This is a genomic window from Bradyrhizobium pachyrhizi (genome assembly GCF_029714545.1).
GTDB classification, from domain to species: Bacteria; Pseudomonadota; Alphaproteobacteria; order Rhizobiales; family Xanthobacteraceae; genus Bradyrhizobium; species Bradyrhizobium pachyrhizi.
This window is the reverse complement of the sequence record NZ_CP121667.1, coordinates 1,771,287-1,788,704: the sequence shown is the minus strand read 5'-3', so window position 1 is coordinate 1,788,704 and position 17,418 is coordinate 1,771,287. Positions and strand designations below refer to the sequence as shown.

Sequence of the window (17,418 nt, the reverse complement as noted above, 5' to 3'; positions counted from 1 at the left end):
GATTGAATTAGCGGATGGTCTTCGGGTCGAGGTTGGTCGCGGTCACGCTGATATCGGCCCCTTCGCGCTTGAAGGACACCGTTCCGATCTTGACCATCCCCCCGTAATTGGGGCGCGCGTATTCATCCATGCTGGTCACGAACGCGAAGATGACCTCGACGGTCGCGTAGCTCCGATAGCGCTCGTCGTTCAACAGCTCCGTGGCGTAACGCTTGCCTGTTTCGACCAAGGTCGAATTGATTTCATCTGCGGACAGCGCGCGCAGCTTGTCGCGATCCGGCTGCAGGTTCAGAAGCATCAGCAATCGTTCGCCGCGAGGCGCGGCGACGATGTTGCTCCGCGCAACGTCGAGCGCTTTTGTCGTCTGAGCAGAGGCGACGGACATTGGAAGAGAGACGAAAAACGTCATCAGGCAGGCGATTAACGGCTTCCACATTGCGCTTGGTCCACACCAGTTTGGCGTGGGGTACCAGACTTAAAATCTCAAGTCCACAAATATGGGGTGCGTTACCAATCGCGCGTTCCGCTTGGTCAACTGGCGGACGCGAGACACCCCGAATGCACATAGCCGGCATCTTTACGCGTCAGCCTATACGCTATACGGCGGGCTGGTTTCAGGTGCGGCTCTCGACGTCGACGAACGAAAGAGCCTGGATGCCGCGGGGAATCGCCGTTCAGTCGGACGCTTCCGGCCCCGGCGGAATCGGCCCTGCGCAGGTGGTGTATGGGCCCGGAGCGTCCGAGCCTACATGATGCCCAGGAGCAGCCGGACGGCAGCTGGCGCGGAGTCTTCTCGCTCTACAATCCAGACCCTGGCGTCGCTTCAGAATATACGACGGAGGGCAGCGCCCGATCCCTGACCGCGCCATGGTCGTATGCGAGAACCGGGTTTCGTTTCAAGCCATGGTATCGCGGCGGGGAAAATTCGACAGAGAACCCGACGCCGCTGCTCAGCAACGACGCGTGTTCGAGCTAGAATGGCAGGCGCATCGTGACTGCGACTTTGATGCTCCAGACGATGCCCCCGCTTCCGTCGTGACCGTCCACGGTTCGGCTGCGGCCGACGAGGCAGCCGCAGGGCAGATCGAGGACCATCCGCTTCAGCCCGACTATTCGCGGAGCTGTTCCTGGAGGCCGTTGCGCAATCGAGGACGATCTGCCAGTTTTCAACCTTTAATAGACGGGCGATCCTTATCGTGGGCACAGGATGCGACATGTCTGCCAGCGTGAGGCCAGGACCCGGACACGGAGCGCGTGAAGACGTCTGATGCCCGAAACAGGTGAATTTCAAAGATCCAGTTCGACCGCCTTGCAGCGCGCCTTCGCGCAGGCTGTCGCGCTGCATCAGCGGGGTCAGTTGGCGGCGGCAGAAAAGATCTATGAAGACATGCTCCGACAGCAGCCCAACAACTTCGATGCACTGCATCTGTTGGGCCTGATTTCCGCGCAGACCGGCCGCAGCGAGCGCGGCGTCGACCTGATCCGGCGAGCGATCAGGCTCAACGGCAACGTCGCGGACGCGCACAGCAACCTCGGCAATGCGCTGCGCGCGTTGCGTCGCTTCGACGAAGCGCTCGCGAGCTTCGACAGGGCGGTCGCGATCAAGCAAAACCTTGCGCCGGCTCTCTACAATCGCGCAATCACGCTTGCGGACCTCGGGCGCCACGAGGAGGCGCTCGCAAGCTACGATCGCGTGATCGCGCTCGTACCCGACCATGCAGATGCCCATCGAAACAGGGGCACCGCGCTGAGAAAGCTGGAGCGGCCCGAGGAAGCGCTGGCGAGCCTGGACAAGGCGATTGCGCTCAAGCCCAACGATGCCGGCGCACACAACGATCGTGGCAACGTGCTCAACGACCTCAAGAGGTTCGATGATGCGCTCGCGAGCTACGACCAGGCCCCGGGAATTGCCGGCGCGTGCTACAATCGCGGCAACGTGCTGATCGAACTGGATCGTCTCGAAGAGGCAATCGCGAGTTACGACAGAGCGATCACGTTGCGGCCCGACTATGCCGAGGCCTACAACAACCGCGGCTCGGCGCTGTTCAGGCTCAGGCATCATGAGGCGGCGCTCGCCAGCATCGACAAGTCGATCCAGCACAAGGGCGACGATGCGGCTGCCCACGCCAACCGCGGCAAGGTTCTATCCACTCTGGCGCGCTACCACGAGGCACTCGCCGCCTATGACAAGGCCGTCGCGCTCAAACCGGACCAGGCCGACATCGAAGGCTATCGTCTGCACGCCAAATCCCACATGTGCGACTGGGCCGACCTTGACGCCGAGTGCGACCGACTTATCGAGTCGATCAGGAATCGCAACGCGACGACGCCGCCATTTCTGTTTTGTAGCGTTCCTTCATCGACCGCCGATCAACTGCTATGCGCCACGCGATGGACCGCGAAGAATCATCCGCCGTCTGCAAGCCAGCGCTGGCGGGGCGAGCGCTACCATCACGATCGAATTCGCGTCGGCTATTTCTCGTCGGATTTCTGCAACCACGCGACATCGCTCTTGATGGCAGGGATGTTCGAGTGCCACGACCGGTCGAAATTCGAGACGGTGGCAATCTCATGGTCGCCCAACGACCCCTCGGAGATGCGTCGACGGCTGGAGGCGTCGTTCGATCGATTTGTCGAGGTCCGGGACATCAACGACGATGAGGTCGCCGACCTGATCAGACGATCGGAAATCGACATCCTGGTTGATCTGAAAGGCTTTACCGGGGGATCCCGCACCAGAGTCCTTGGCCGCCGGCCTGCCCCCATCCAGGTCAATTATCTGGGCTATCCGGGAACACTCGGCGCCCCGTTCATCGACTACATCATCGCCGATCGTACCGTGATCCCGGATCATCATCGCGAATTCTACAGCGAAAAGGTGGTCGCCCTGCCCAACAGCTATCAGGCCAACGACGACAAACGTGTCATTGCCGATCGCTTGTTCACGCGCGGCGACGTGGGGCTGGCGCCGACGGGCTTCGTGTTCTGCTGCTTCAACAACAACTACAAGATCACGCCTGACATGTTCGACCGGTGGATGAGGATTCTCGGCCGGGTCGAAGGCAGCATGTTGTGGCTCCTCGAAGCCAATGCCGAATCTGCCGCAAATTTGCGCAAGGAGGCGGTCGCGCGTGGCGTCGCTGCGGAGCGCCTTGTGTTCGCACCGCGTATGTCGTTACCCGACCATCTCGCACGCCATCGCCTCGCCGGCCTGTTCCTCGACAGCACTCCCTACAATGCCCACACGACCGCCAGCGATGCGCTATGGGCCGGCCTGCCGGTGCTGACCATTCTCGGCGACACGTTTGCCAGCCGGGTCGCGGCGAGCTTGCTCCATGCGATCGGCCTGCCCGAGCTTATTGCGGAATCGCCGGAGGCTTATGAGCGCATGGCGGTCGATCTTGCGACCCATCCCGAAAAGCTCGCGGCGCTCAAAACCAGGATGGCGGCCAACCGGCTGACGGCACCGTTGTTCGATACCAAACGTTTCACCCGGCATGTCGAGGCCGCCTATACCGCGATGCATGAGCGTCACCAGGCGGGCATTGCGCCGGACCATATCGTCGTCCCGGCGTGATCGTTGCTGGCTAGTTGCAGTCGCTCATCAGCGTAGTCGAGGTCGACGACCGCGATCCGGATCGAGGGGAGCAGGGATGGGCTCGAAGCGGCGGTATTCGCGACGCGAAACGGTCAGTCCGCGTTCGCAGATGAGTGCCGGTTGGCGTTCGAACCCCTTGTTCCAGCCTTGAGACGGCCGCGTCGCCACCGCCAGGCGAACGGAGCGCTGAGAGCGAAGTCAATCCCTTGACGGCCGGCCGGTCGAGATAATAGATGACAATCATCATATAACGACCCGACGCCCGGGCAAGTTCGAATCCCGGCCATGCCGGTTCGCACCAAGGGCGCGACAGGAGAACCATGCGTCGAATTGTTGTGACGGGCCTGGGGACGGTGTCTCCGCTGGGCTGTGGCACTGAACTCGTGTGGTCGAGGCTGCTTGCGGGGCATTCCGGGCTTACGGCGTTGCCCGAGTGGGCGGCCGCGCTGCCGGGGCGCGTCGCAGGACAGGTTCCTGACAAGGCCGGGGATGCCGAGGGCGGGTTCGATCCCGATTCCGCGGCCCCGCGCAAGGACCAGAAGAAGATGGACCGGTTCATCCTGTTCGCGCTGCTCGCAGCGGCCGAGGCCGTGGCGCAGGCCGGCTGGATGCCGGCCGAGGCGCGTGCGCAGCAGCGCACCGCCACCGTGATCGCATCCGGGATCGGCGGGTTTCCCGCGATCGCGGACGCCGTGCGCACCGCGGAGAAGAGCGGCCTGCGCCGGCTGTCGCCGTTCACCATTCCATCCTTCCTGGCCAATCTCGCGGCCGGGCACGTCACCATCCGCTACGGCTACAAGGGTCCGATCGGCGCGCCGGTGACCGCCTGCGCCGCCAGCGTTCAAGCGATCGGCGACGGCGCGCGCCTGATCAGATCCGGCGAAGCCGACGTCGCGATCTGCGGCGGCGCGGAAGCCTGCATCGATCCCGTGAGCCTCGGCGGCTTTGCGGCGGCGCGGGCGTTGTCGACGTCGTTCAACGACACGCCGGCGCGGGCGTCGCGGCCGTTCGACCGCGACCGCGACGGCTTCGTGATGGGCGAAGGCGCAGGCGTGCTCGTCATCGAGGAGCTCGAACATGCCTTGCTGCGCGGCGCGAAGCCGATCGCCGAGCTCGTCGGCTACGGCACGACGGCGGACGCCTATCACATCACCGCAGGCCCGGAGGATGGCGACGGCGCCCGGCGCGCGATGGAGGCGGCGCTGCAGCAGGCCGGGTTGCGGCCCGACCAGATCCAGCATCTCAACGCGCATTCGACATCGACGCCGGTCGGCGATCTCTCCGAGCTCGAGGCGATCAAGCGCGTGTTCGGGCGCGAGGGAGGAATTGCCGTCAGCGCGACCAAGTCGGCGACCGGACATCTGCTCGGCGCCGCCGGCGGCATCGAGGCGATCTTCACCATCCTGGCGCTGCGCGATCAGGTCGCGCCGCCCACGCTCAATCTGGAGAACGCCGATTCCGCGGCGCAGGGCATCGACCTCGTCGCGAACGTTGCGCGGCGAATGACAATCGAACACGCGATCTCGAACGGCTTCGGATTTGGCGGCGTCAACGCCAGCCTGGTGTTTCGACGGTGGTCTTGAGACAGTCGGGCTTTGCTCGCAATGGAACGATACCGCGCGTGTCGCGTCATCTACAAGAGCGGAGCTGCCGATTGATCCGAATTGCCTAACCGCCCGCCGCTGCGTTGCGCACGCCAATCCGTTCCCCGTCCTGCTTGCGGACGTAGAGATGACGTTCCAGCACGGATTGCATATTCTCGAACATCGAATAGAGATCGTCGCAATAAACCGACGGATTGTCGAAACCGTTCTTCGTGGAGAAGCGGTGCGGAAGGTAGCCTCCGCCGCAGGCGTTCATGAACTTGCACTGCCGGCATTTCTCGCAAAGATTGACTGAAGCATCGCGTGCGGCTTTCCAGCGCGGCTCGTTCCTGACGTCGTCGATCGCGTGATCGAAGATGTTGAACCTCGTGTTGGTGAAGCCGTCACCCGCAATTCGCAACACGTCGTGGGCCTCCACCGTGCCGTCGGTCATGACCGTGCAAAGCTCGACCGGCTTGTGGCCCACGCCTTCGGTCGGCGCGTTGTTGCCGATCAGGGCAGCGACCATGTCGGAAATGATGCGGACATTCGATGTCGGCGTCGTGCGATTGGCTTCCAGCCACAGATCGAAAAGACCGTTATAGAACGGGGCAATGGACGACGGCTTCTCGTCCACCGTCGCGTCGGGAATCATGATGTCGTAGTTGGCGATGCCGCACGCCGCGAAAAAATCCGCATACTCCTGCGGCGCGTAGGCCGGGTTGCAGACTGCGAGGGCGATCACGCCAATGTCGCGCGATACCAGCATGCGGGCGGCGCGTTCCACGGCGGCATGGGTGCCGGTACCCTGAAACGTCTTGCGGTGAGCGTCGTGAATATGTGCCGGCCCATCGATACTGATCGCCACCGAAATATTGCGGGCCTCGAAGCAGTCGAGCCATTCGTCGTCAATCAGGACGCCGTTTGTCGTCACCGCGATGGGGATCTCACAGCCGGTCCGGGATGAAATGCCCTCGCAGCCCTCCGCAAAACGGTGAAAATTATCGACGCCCCAAAGCAGCGGCTCACCGCCGTGCAGGATCACGGGAAAGTCGACGAGGGAGTATCTGGCGACGTGCTGTTCGAGGCGCAGCAACAGCTGCTGCAGCACCTCCGCGCTCATCAGCTTGGGCTTGTCATAGACGGCCGCATCGCGAAACCAGTAGCAATAGGAGCAATCGATGTTGCACCTCGCCGCTACCTTGACCAGCAACTGCGTGATCGGCTGCTCCTGGAACGCGACGGAATTTGAAGCGTCAACCGACATGCGGATACCAGCAAGCTGCGATCGGCCTAGTAGCCCCTGACGAAGCCACCTCGTCGGAACGCGCCTGCTCCGGGATAATATCCGCCGGCCCTGCGAAATGCGCCGGCGCCCGGATAGTAGCCGCCGCCCCTGCGAAAGCCGCCCGCATAGGGCCCCCTGGCAAAGGCTCCGCGCCTGAAATAGACCTGGGTTGCCTGGGGCTGTTCGGAAACCACCCCCAACTGCAAGCTCTGTACGTCTTGAGGACTCTGTTCTTGAAAGCTCTCTTCTTGAAAGCTCTGTTCCTGAGCGCCCTGTTCCTGAAGGCTCTGCTCGCGCACACCACTCAGCAATGCGTCGATACCCTGATGATCGCTTTCGATTGTCGCACCCGGCCCGTGCAGTTGCAGCAGGCTCGCCAAGACCGTCAGCGTAATCGCCATCGTCGAGCTCCTTTTCGCGATATGACAATCGAACGAAATGTCGGCGCGTGCTTCACGCCGGTCGAGCAACTGAAAGTATAGCAGCGGATTTGCAGCGGAGTCTAGGCATCGCGTCTGCGCCGATCAGCTCGCACGGGTGAACGACCAGGGCACGCTCTCGCGCGAGCCCGTTCCGAAAGACCTGCGCAATCGCTCATGCCGGTGATCGCGGCCCACGGCACCGCGCAATTTGAATCGAGAGCCGCAGGCACGTGCTCGAAATCGCCGCTTTTGCGTGCCGAGCGGGTCAGTTCCGGGTTTGCGGATGAGGGCTCAAATGGCGCTCCCTAGGGGAATCGAACCCCTGTTTCAGCCTTGAGAGGGCCGCGTCCTAACCGCTAGACGAAGGGAGCGTTGAGACGAAAGGCAATAGCCTCGAAATCCGGCGGCCGCAAGATGCCTTGTGCATTGCGGCGGGGATTTTGTCAGCCATGCTTTACGAACCCCCGGGGGGGCATCCGGCGCCATACGTCTGGATTCCGGGTTCATCGCCGCGCGATGCCCTCAGGCGCGCAATTGCGCATCGGGGAAGACGGTGCCGGGCGCAATGCCGCGCGTGCCTTGCCCGAGCGCGTCGCACCTGCACGCGACAGTGGCACCGCCCTCGCGATTGCATGATGGCCACCCTGAGATGTCATGTCGTCGTCGTGCACGGCCCTGCTTTCGCCAAATGGCAATGCAAAACACTTGGCTGTGAAGTCACCCGGCGTCCGTCTCTGCTAACATCGCAGCCCTTCACCATGCTGCGCCCCGCACGGCGCCGGACAAGCGAGAGGAGTGCTTGGAACAAAGCGCAAGCGCTTGACGGCCTTGGCGCACGGCAGATTTGGCTCACGAATATCTTGGCACAACAAACATCAGCGCGGTCGCAGGCCATGGAAGACGTTCCGCACCTCGCGCCGCACAGGTCAATAGCTTAAGCAGAGCGAGGACAGACCATGATCAAACTAAAAATCAACGGCCAGGAACAGAATTGGGACGGCGACCCGGATCTTTCGCTGCTCTGGTATCTCCGTGACGAAGCAGGCCTCACGGGTACCAAGTTCGGCTGCGGCCAGGCGCTGTGCGGCGCCTGCACCGTGATCGTCGACAAGGAGGCGGTCCGCGCCTGCATCACCTCGGTCTCCGACGTCGTCGGCCGCGAGGTCACCACCATCGAGGGGCTGCATCCGACCGGCGACCATCCGGTGCAGAAGGCCTGGCGCCAGGTCAACGTGCCGCAGTGCGGCTACTGCCAGGCCGGCCAGATCATGCAGGCCGCGGCGCTGCTGGACCAGAATCCGAAGCCCAGCCACGACCAGATCCGCGAAGCCATGGCGGGCAATATCTGCCGCTGCGGCTGCTACCAGCGGATCGAGAATGCCGTCCATCTCGCATCGACGGGGGTATGACATGAATATCCGCACCAACCCCAGCAAGCTTCGCGGCTTCGAGAAGCACGTGAAGGTCGAGAACGTTTCGCGCCGCAGCATCCTCAAGGGGCTCGGCATCGCCGGCTCTTTCGTGCTCGCCGCCCCCGTGATGACGCGCCAGGCGTTCGCCTATGAGACCGGCGCCGGCAAGATGCCGCACGGCGTCGTGGTCGACCCGCGCGTGTTCGTCGCGATTGCCCCCGACGGCATCGTCACCATCCTGGCGCACCGCTCCGAGATGGGCACCGGCGTGCGCACCAGCCTGCCCTTGATCGTCGCCGAGGAGATGGAGGCCGACTGGACGCGCGTCCATGTCCAGCAGGCGCATGGCGACGAGGTCAAGTTCGGCAACCAGGACACCGACGGCTCGCGCAGCACGCGGCACTATCTGATTCCGATGCGCCAGATCGGCGCCTCGGCGCGCTCGATGCTGGAAGCCGCCGCCGCCAAGAAATGGGGCGTGCCGGTCACCGAGGTGAAGGCGCAGAACCACGAGGTGGTGCATAGCGCGAGCGGTCGCAAGGCCGGCTTCGGCGAACTCGCTGCCGACGCCGCGAAGGAGTCGGTGCCGAGCGTCGAGGGCCTCAAGCTGAAGGACCCCAAGGACTTCCGCTATCTCGGCAAGGGCCAGGTCTCGATCGTCGACCTGCACGACATCACCACCGGCAAGGCGCATTACGGCGCCGATGTCCGCCTGCCCGGCCTGAAATACGCCGTGATCGCGCGTCCGCCGGTCACCGGCGGCAAGCTCAAGTCGTTCGACGACAGCGCGGCCAAGAAGGTGCCGGGCGTCGAGAAGGTGATGGAGGTGAAGGGCTGGCCGTGGCCGTCCAAGTTCCAGCCGCTCGGCGGCGTCGCCGTGATCGCGCGCAACACGGGCGCCGCGATCAAGGGCCGCGACGCGCTGAAGATCGTCTGGGACGACGGCGCCAACGCCAAATACGACTCCGTCACCTATCGTGCCTCGCTCGAGGAAGCCGCGCGCAAGCCCGGCCTCGTGGTGCGCAAGGAAGGCGACGTCGATGCGGCCTTGAAGAGCGCCGACAAGGTGATAACGGGCGAATACTATCTGCCGCATCTCGCCCATGTCAGCATGGAGCCGCCGGTCGCGGTGGCCGACGTCAAGGGCGACAAGGCCACGATCTGGGCGCCGGTGCAGAGCCCCGGCGGCACCCGCGAGGATGTCGCCAAGACGCTCGGCATCCCCGAGGACAATGTCACCGTCAACGTGACGCTGCTCGGCGGCGGCTTTGGCCGCAAGTCGAAATGCGACTTCGCGCTCGAGGCGGCATTGCTGTCGAAGGAGCTCGGCGCGCCGGTCAAGGTGCAGTGGACGCGTGAGGACGACGTGCATCACGACTTCCTGCACACCGTCTCGGTGGAACGGATCGAGGCCGGTCTCGACAAGAGCGGCAAGGTGATTGCGTGGCGGCACCGCAGCGTGGCGCCGACCATCGCCTCGACCTTCGCCGCCGGCGCCAATCACGAAGCGCCGTTCGAACTCGGCATGGGCCTGATCGACAACCCGTTCGAGATCGCCAACCTGCAGTGCGAGAATCCGGAAGCGGCCGCGTTCACGCGGATCGGCTGGTTCCGCTCGGTCTCCAACATCCCGCGCGCCTTCGCGGTACAATCCATGGTCGGGGAAATCGCGCATGCGACGGGCCGCGACCAGAAGGAGATGCTGCTGGAGCTGATCGGAAGCCCGCGGATCGTCAACCTGTCCTCGGTGAAGGATCCCTGGAACTACGGCGAGCCCTATGACAGCTACCCGATCGACACCGCGCGCTTGCGCAAGGTGGTCGAGCTGGTCGCCGAGAAGGGCGAGTGGGGCCGCAAGGTGCCGAAGGGCCACGGCCTTGGCATCGCGGTGCACCGCTCGTTCGTCAGCTACATCGCGACCATCGTCGAGGTGGCGGTCGACGACAAGGGCAAGTTCTCGGTGCCGCGGGTCGACACCGCGATCGATTGCGGCACCTATGTCAATCCGGAACGGATCCATTCGCAGATCGAGGGCGCCGCGATCATGGGACTGAGCCTCGCCAAATACGGCGAGATCAGCTTCAAGGACGGCAAGGTGCAGCAGGGCAATTTCGACGACTTCCCGGTGATCCGGATGGACGAGTCGCCTGCGATCACCAACGTCCACATCGTGCCGCCCGGCGCCGACACCCCGCCGAGCGGCGTCGGCGAGCCCGGCGTGCCGCCGTTCGCGCCGGCACTGATCAACGCGATCTTTGCCGCGACCGGAAAGCGCATCCGCGCCCTTCCGATCGGCAAGCAGCTGGAGACCTGACGCAGGAACGTTAGATGAGACGGGCCGTTCTCATCGATCGCGCTTTAGAGGAAGCAGATCGATGAGAACCCCGCCTCAGACATTCGGGACGCTCGCGGCAGCCTTGTCCGCGGGCGTCTTTCTTTTTGCGACACAGGCTGCACTCGCACAAACCGCCTCGCCGCCAAACGCAACGGCGACGCGTCCGGCGCGAGTGCTGCCCGACCAGAACTCGGTTCCAAGCAGCGGCCCGCCACCGACCACCGGCCAGACCACCGGCGAGGCCAGCCGCGATCCCACGATCAAGCAGATGAACGACGACGAGAAGCGGAAGGTCGACACCAAGGGCAAATAGCGCAAGCGCGGACCGGGAAGCGGCGGTCTCCCCATCCGCCGCTTCCCGATCGCATCGCCCCCTATTGGTAAGAAGCGTTTTCGAACGAACGAACAACGTTTCGCTTGCAGAAAACGCGTCATGAGAGCCGGAGCTTCGGTCCTGATTCAATCAGGACCGAAGCTCGGATCACGTGCCTTACTTCTTGTCGAGCGCGAACACCCAGATCACGCCGCCTTGCGGGACGTTGTTCTCGAAGCCCTTGACCTTGCCGGCCAGGGCATCCTGGATGCGTTGCGCGTCGACGCCCCAGCCCGACTGGACCGCGATGTATTGCGTTCCGTCGACCTCATAGGACATCGGCATCGCCATGATGCCGGAGTTGGTCTTCTGCTCCCACAACAGCTCGCCGGTCTTGGCGTTGAAGATGCGGAACATCCGGTCGTTGGTGCCGCCGGCGAGAACCAGATCGCCCGCGGTCGCCGTCACCGAGCCGAACAGCTGCGAGGTCTTGAAGTCGTGCTGCCAGACCTTCTTGCCGGTGGCCGGATCCCACGCCTGCAACTCGCCGAAATGATCGGCGTTCGGCGCCGGCGTCAGTCCGATGTCCTCCGGCTTGGTGCCGAGCCAGAGCTGGCCGGGCACCAGCGGCTGCTTCTCGCCGGTGAAGCCGCCGCAGAAGTTCTCGTTGGCGGGAACGTAGACGAGCTTGGTGCTCTGGCTGTACGCCGCCGACGGCCAATCCTTGCCACCCCACAGCGACGGGCAGAACTCGACCCGCTTGCCGATCACCGGCTTGTGCTCGGGATCGACGATCGGCCGGCCGGTCTCGGCCTCGATGCCCTTCCAGACATTGGTCTTCACGAACGGCCAGCCGGACACGTAGTTGATCTTGTCGGGCTTGTTCTCGAGTATCCAGAAGATGGCGTCGCGTCCCGGGTGGATCAGGCTCTTGAACGACCGTCCGTCACGCTGCAGGTCGACCAGCATCGGCGCGTCGACCTCGTCCCAGTCCCAGGAATCGTTCTGGTGATACTGGAAGTGCTTCTTGATCTTGCCGGTCTCGGGATCGAGACCGATCACCGAGCTGGTGTAGAGGTTGTCGCCGGCGTGAGCCGAGCCCGGCCACGGCGCAGCGTTGCCGACGCCCCAGAGGATCGTCTTGTTGTCCTTGTCGTAGGTGCCGGTCATCCAGGCCGATCCGCCGCCCGACTTCCAGTCGTCGCCGCTCCAGGTCTCGTGCCCGGGCTCGCCCTCGCCGGGGATGGTGAAGGTGCGCCAGAGCTCCTTGCCGCTCTCGGCATCGTAGGCGACCACATAGCCGCGCACGCCGAACTCGCCGCCGGAGCCACCGACGATCACCTTGCCGTCGACCACCAGCGGCATCAGCGTCAGGTATTGACCCTTCTTGTAGTCCTGGACCTTGGTGTCCCAGACCACCTTGCCGGTCTTGGCATCGAGCGCGACGACATGGTCGTCGGTGGTGGCGAAGTAGACCTTGTCCTGCCACAGGCCGACGCCACGGCTGGTCGGATGCAGTTGGAACAGATCGTCGGGAAGCTGCCGCTTGTAGCGCCAATACTCCTCGCCGGTCTTGGCGTTGAGTGCGATCACCTGCCCCATCGGGGTCGCGGCGAACATCACGCCATTGTTGACGATCGGCGGCGCCTCATGGCCCTCGATGACGCCGGTCGAGAAGGTCCAGACCGGCTTGAGGTTCTTGACGTTGGAGGTGTTGATCTGGTTGAGCGGACTGTACCCCTGTCCGTCATAGGTCCGGCGATACAGCATCCAGTTGCCGGGTTCGGGATTTTCGAGACGCGCTGAGGTCACCGAACTGTAGTTTTCGATCGGCCCCGCGACGGCATAGGTCGAAATGAGGCACGTGAATGCGACACAACTCGACAGTAACCACTGCTTGCTTGTCATGAGATGCTACCTCCCTGCTCTGTTTTGATTTTTCAATTTTATTTTGAGCATGATCTTTTCGGAAAACCGCATCGCACTTTTCCGGATCATGCTTTAGGTCGTGCAGAAATCCCGATGTGGCCTCATCCTCCCTGCTGAGCACCCACCTTTCCGACGAATGGCGCTGCGACCGTGATCGCGCCGTCGGCAACCGTCAGCGGCAATGCCGCGAGGCGACGTGGCGCCGGCCCGAACACGACCTGCGCATTCTGCCGCGGATCGTATTCGGAGTTGTGACAGAGGCATTTCAGGACGTTCTTGTCGCCCTGCTCTTCCTTCAACCAGGCGGTGATCGGACATCCGGCATGCGTGCAGATGACCGAGTAGCAGACGATGCCGTCAGGGGCGCGGGCGCGCGTCGCATCGTCGAGTTCGTTCGGATCGAGCTTGACCAGCACGACCTCGTTCAGCCGCGAACCTTTGCGGACGACCGAGGTGTTCGGGTCCTGCGGCCAGGCGCGAATGGGCGGGCCGCCCAAGGTCAGATCTTCCGACTTGATGACCTGGCCGGCCTTGTCGCCCTCGGCGCGCACGAGCCGATCGGCTTTTTGCGGCCGATCATTGGCGCCGGGCTGTTCGTCATCGTCGGCGGCCGCAGGCTCGATTGCGGCGAGACAGGCGCAGCTCGCGAGCGCGGTCAACACCGCGCGGCGCGTCGGGTCGGCGCACGAGCCCGACAGATCGGACTCACCAGACTGTTCGATGGAAGCGCTGGGGTTGGATCGCGACATGGCGCAAGCTGAACGTGCAACTCGGCCGAAAAGATGGCGGCACACCTTCTCGATGCGCGAATGCATGCGCAAAAAATACGCTGCAGCTTTCGGTTGATCGACTGCCCGGCTTCGCGATCGCTGCGATCAGGGCTCGTTGACGAAGTTCAGCCTGCCGACAGGTTTCAGCGTCTTTGCATCAAATGTGCGGATCTCTGTTGCACCGCCCACATCAAGCGTGAGGACCAATCGTTCGCCGGCGACGCCGGTGGCGACGATGCGCGCGCCTTTCGGCAGCGCAGCAGTGACGTCGGAAACGGAAACGGGGCTTCCCTCGCTGCGATAAAGGCGGTAGCCGATGGCAATCAATACGACGGCCACGGCCAGTGCCGAGGTCAGGCCCGCGATCAGCATCATGCGCCGCACCCGCGCGATCAGCGCGGCCTGGTCGGGGGTCGGTTCGGTCACAGCGGTGTCGGTCATCACAAGGCTCTATCTTTGCAAGTGTCTTCGCAACAAGTCTCTTCGAATGGCGGTCGGAAGCTGGAGGTCGTCGTCGCCGGCGACGAGGGCTCGGCCCGGCTTGACCGCGTGCTCGCGCAGCGCAGTCCCGAACTGTCGCGGTCCCGGCTGAAGGCGCTGATCCTCGCCGGTTCCGTGACCGTCAAGGACGCCGTCGTCCGCGACCCCGCTTATCATGTCGCCAAGGGCGATACGATCATAATCGACGTACCGGAGGCCGCGCCCGCCGAGCCGCAGGGCGAGGACATCGCGCTCGATATCGTGTTCGAGGATGACGACATCATCGTCATCGACAAGCCGAGGGGTCTCGTCGTGCATCCCGCCGCCGGCCACGCCAGCGGAACGCTGGTCAACGCGCTGATCGCGCATTGCGGCTCGAGCCTGTCGGGCATCGGCGGGGTCAAGCGGCCGGGCATCGTGCACCGCCTCGACAAGGACACCACCGGACTGATGGTGGTCGCAAAGAACGACCAGGCCCATCAGTCGCTGACCGCGCAGTTCGCCGACCATGGCCGCACCGGCCCCATGGAGCGCGGCTACATGGCGTTCGTCTGGGGCGTGCCGAACCGGCCCCACGGCACGATCGACGCGCCGATCGATCGCCACCCGCACGCCCGCGAGAAGATGGCGGTGCGCCAGGGCGGCCGCGAGGCGATCACCCATTTCGAGGTGCTCTCGAGCTTTGCCGGCCGCGACGGCAAGCCGGTCGCCTCGCTCTTGGCGTGCCGGCTCGAGACCGGGCGGACCCATCAGATCCGCGTGCACCTTGCCCATCTCGGCCATCCGCTGCTCGGCGACAGCGTTTACGGCGCCCACTTCAAGACCAAGGCCGGGCAGCTCGGCGCGGAAGGTAAGGACACACTCACCGCCCTCGGCCGGCAGGCCCTCCACGCCTATCTGCTGGCATTGGAGCACCCCCGGACCGGGGAATTTTTGCACTGGGAAGCGCCCTTGCCGGAGGACTTGCTTCTCCTGCAACGGGCGCTGGAAGCGGCGGTATGACGCACCCCTTCCGGAAAAGCCGCGTTATGACAACAGGTTATACCTGCCACACGGGGACGTGACGTCAGCAATCCTTCCCTATCACGGACAGTTTGGTGTATGTTGCACCTGCGCTGAATATCCAGCGCGGAATATCGCAGCATGGCCGGCTTTAACCCAGCGGCCACCTGCCGGGCCCGCCGCTATCGGGGGCCTGAACCACTGGAGGGCGCTCAAATGGCCCGTACAGCTACGTTGCCGGTCCTCAATGGAGAATCCGGCCTCTCTCGATACCTCGCCGAGATCCGCAAGTTCCCGATGCTGGAACCCCAGCAGGAGTACATGCTCGCCAAGCGTTGGCGCGAGCATGACGATCGCGACGCGGCGCATAAGCTCGTCACCAGCCATCTCAGGCTCGTGGCCAAGATCGCCATGGGCTATCGCGGCTACGGCTTGCCAATCTCCGAGGTCGTCTCGGAAGGCAATGTCGGCCTGATGCAGGCGGTGAAGCGATTCGAGCCCGAGAAGGGCTTCCGTCTCGCCACTTACGCCATGTGGTGGATCAAGGCGTCAATACAAGAGTACATTCTGCGTTCCTGGTCGCTCGTGAAGATGGGCACCACCGCGAACCAGAAGAAGCTCTTCTTCAACCTGCGCAAGGCGAAGAGCAAGATCTCCGCCCTGGAAGAGGGTGATCTCCACCCCGACCAGGTCAAGCTGATTGCCAAGCGCCTCGGCGTGACCGACCAGGACGTGATCGACATGAACCGCCGCCTCGGCGGTGACGCGTCGCTCAACGCCCCGATCCGCGACGACGGCGAAGCCGGCGAATGGCAGGACTGGCTGGTCGACAACTCGCCCAACGCCGAAGCCCTGATGGCCGAGAGCGAGGAGTTCGATCATCGCCGCCAGGCCCTGAACGGTGCGATCGGCGTGCTCAACCCGCGCGAACGCCGCATCTTCGAGGCGCGGCGTCTGGCGGATGAGCCGATGACGCTGGAAGATCTCGCCGCCGAGTTCGGCGTGTCGCGCGAGCGCGTGCGGCAGATCGAGGTCCGCGCGTTCGAGAAGGTGCAGTCGGCCGTCAAGGGCACGATCGCCCGGCAGGAAGCCGCGCTCGAAGCCGCGCACTGATCGCGCAGCGATAAAGCCAACAGACACGAAAGCCGGCGGCAACGCCGGCTTTTTTGTTGTTTGCAAAGTGGTCCTCGGCACGCACCTCGATCCGGGGCGTGTCGCCATCAATCCGCCTGCCGACGAATGTCCGCATCAGCCCTCGGGTGCGGACACGCGAGGCGCACTCGGTCATGTCGGCTAACGGGCCAGTTTCGGACCTTCCCGACAGGCTGCAGTGTCTTCGTGCAACGCCACCTGTTCCCCGGATGCGTCAGGTGGCGTAGAATGTCACGGCCCTTGAAGCGGGACGTGCCGAAATCACCGTCCGGGCAAACGAGCAGCACTGGTGCTATCGGCAGGCACGCTCTCTTAGAGGCCGTTCTTTTTTCGGTTTCGCACCACCGTTCACCACGAACCTTGCGCGCTGCATTTGCGGCCGCTCGTTCGGTAACGTCGGGAGAAAAGCGATGAGGAAGGTCGATCGAAGGTCCGCACTGGGAATCGCATTGGCAGCGGTTTCGACTGCCATGATCAAGCCCGCCGCGGCTCAAGCCACGGGCTACAAGGATACGGCACCTTGGCCAGGTGTCGTGGTGCGTGAATATGAAGGCGAGACACCATCCCTGATCCCAGGATTTAAGACGGTCTCAATGCGCGATGTCATTATGCAGCCGGGATCGAAGACCATGGGCCCCCCGATGATGAATGCCATGATCTGCCATATCACTGAAGGGGAGCTTCGGCTTGAACAGGAGGGAAAGACCTTTACCGGCAAGAAGAATTTTGTCTGGACCTGTAACAAGGAAACAAAAGAGCAGGCGTACAACGATGGGAATGTGGTCGCGATCATGCGGATCACGGACCTGAAGGCCTAGGCTCTTTTTTCTTCGCAAGGGATAGCAAGAGATAGATTGTAGGAGCGGATGGCGCGCGCGACGACGCGCCATCCGCGTGCCGGACCGCTTCGGGTCAGAACGCGATATCCCCGAACTCGGATCGGGTTTCCGCTTCGTCCCCGAAAGCAGGCGTCCTGGATTTTAATGGAGTACGTGGCCCTGCTCGCCCACTGCCGCGCTATGCCGCGACATCGCGATGAAACCCAAGCCGCCGTACGCTCATTCCGCCGAAAACCACGGAGTGTCTTATGGCTTCGCCTTCACCGACTTCGACGGCACCCTTCAAGTCGCTGAC

General features: G+C 63.6%; 14 protein-coding genes and 1 tRNA gene. 8 read left to right on the top strand and 7 right to left on the bottom strand.

What is annotated here, in order from left to right; all coding sequences use genetic code 11:
• Positions 1–7: 7 nt before the first annotated feature.
• Positions 8–436 carry a hypothetical protein gene (locus QA639_RS08155; RefSeq protein ID WP_157346621.1) on the bottom strand — a complete coding sequence of 143 codons (429 nt, stop codon included), beginning with the start codon at positions 434–436 and terminating at the stop codon, positions 8–10.
• A gap of 831 nt (positions 437–1,267) precedes the next feature.
• Here QA639_RS08155 and QA639_RS08150 point away from each other — a divergent pair.
• The gene (locus tag QA639_RS08150) at positions 1,268–3,577 is read left to right on the top strand and encodes a tetratricopeptide repeat protein (RefSeq protein WP_157346619.1); all 2,310 of its coding nucleotides are present in this window, start codon (positions 1,268–1,270) and stop codon (positions 3,575–3,577) included.
• A 341-nt stretch (positions 3,578–3,918) separates the two neighbouring features.
• Positions 3,919–5,181, top strand: a complete 1,263-nt coding sequence (gene fabF, locus QA639_RS08145) for a beta-ketoacyl-ACP synthase II (protein ID WP_157346617.1) — start codon at positions 3,919–3,921, stop codon at positions 5,179–5,181.
• Positions 5,182–5,266: 85 nt separating this feature from the next.
• On the opposite strand, the gene QA639_RS08140 is transcribed toward fabF, so the two are convergent.
• From QA639_RS08140 to QA639_RS08130, 3 genes are all read right to left on the bottom strand, one after another.
• Positions 5,267–6,448, bottom strand: coding sequence for a radical SAM protein (locus QA639_RS08140; RefSeq protein ID WP_028334848.1), 1,182 nt, complete (start codon positions 6,446–6,448; stop codon positions 5,267–5,269).
• Positions 6,449–6,474: 26 nt separating this feature from the next.
• Positions 6,475–6,870: a hypothetical protein gene (locus QA639_RS08135; RefSeq protein ID WP_157346615.1), complete on the bottom strand. Its 396-nt coding sequence runs from the start codon at positions 6,868–6,870 to the stop codon at positions 6,475–6,477.
• A 317-nt stretch (positions 6,871–7,187) separates the two neighbouring features.
• Positions 7,188–7,262, bottom strand: a tRNA-Glu gene (locus tag QA639_RS08130).
• 585 nt (positions 7,263–7,847) lie between these two features.
• Here QA639_RS08130 and QA639_RS08125 point away from each other — a divergent pair.
• From QA639_RS08125 to QA639_RS08115, 3 genes are all read left to right on the top strand, one after another.
• The gene (locus QA639_RS08125; protein ID WP_028333166.1) at positions 7,848–8,300 is read left to right on the top strand and encodes a (2Fe-2S)-binding protein; all 453 of its coding nucleotides are present in this window, start codon (positions 7,848–7,850) and stop codon (positions 8,298–8,300) included.
• 1 nt (position 8,301) lies between these two features.
• On the top strand, positions 8,302–10,617 hold the full coding sequence (locus QA639_RS08120) for a xanthine dehydrogenase family protein molybdopterin-binding subunit (RefSeq protein ID WP_283089498.1): 2,316 nt from the start codon (positions 8,302–8,304) through the stop codon (positions 10,615–10,617).
• Positions 10,618–10,678: 61 nt separating this feature from the next.
• A complete protein-coding gene (locus tag QA639_RS08115; protein WP_283089497.1) occupies positions 10,679–10,951 on the top strand; it encodes a hypothetical protein in 273 nt (90 codons plus the stop codon).
• A gap of 177 nt (positions 10,952–11,128) precedes the next feature.
• Here QA639_RS08115 and QA639_RS08110 read toward each other — a convergent pair whose 3' ends face one another.
• The 3 genes from QA639_RS08110 to QA639_RS08100 all read right to left on the bottom strand — a co-directional run bounded on the left by QA639_RS08110 (position 11,129) and on the right by QA639_RS08100 (position 14,091).
• Positions 11,129–12,859 carry a methanol/ethanol family PQQ-dependent dehydrogenase gene (locus tag QA639_RS08110; protein ID WP_028333163.1) on the bottom strand — a complete coding sequence of 577 codons (1,731 nt, stop codon included), beginning with the start codon at positions 12,857–12,859 and terminating at the stop codon, positions 11,129–11,131.
• Between the two features lie 122 nt (positions 12,860–12,981).
• On the bottom strand, positions 12,982–13,629 hold the full coding sequence (locus tag QA639_RS08105) for a QcrA and Rieske domain-containing protein (RefSeq protein WP_157346588.1): 648 nt from the start codon (positions 13,627–13,629) through the stop codon (positions 12,982–12,984).
• 126 nt (positions 13,630–13,755) lie between these two features.
• Complete coding sequence (locus QA639_RS08100) at positions 13,756–14,091, bottom strand: hypothetical protein (RefSeq protein WP_157346586.1); 336 nt, start codon at positions 14,089–14,091, stop codon at positions 13,756–13,758.
• A 21-nt stretch (positions 14,092–14,112) separates the two neighbouring features.
• On the opposite strand from QA639_RS08100, the gene QA639_RS08095 reads away from it, so the two are divergent.
• The 3 genes from QA639_RS08095 (at position 14,113) to QA639_RS08085 (ending at position 17,102) form a co-directional block, all read left to right on the top strand.
• Entirely contained in the window at positions 14,113–15,132 is a 1,020-nt protein-coding gene (locus tag QA639_RS08095) for an RluA family pseudouridine synthase (protein WP_283089496.1), read from the top strand.
• A 216-nt stretch (positions 15,133–15,348) separates the two neighbouring features.
• A complete protein-coding gene (rpoH, locus tag QA639_RS08090; protein WP_024581019.1) occupies positions 15,349–16,245 on the top strand; it encodes an RNA polymerase sigma factor RpoH in 897 nt (298 codons plus the stop codon).
• A gap of 449 nt (positions 16,246–16,694) precedes the next feature.
• Positions 16,695–17,102, top strand: coding sequence for a hypothetical protein (locus QA639_RS08085; protein ID WP_028333159.1), 408 nt, complete (start codon positions 16,695–16,697; stop codon positions 17,100–17,102).
• Positions 17,103–17,418: the final 316 nt, after the last annotated feature.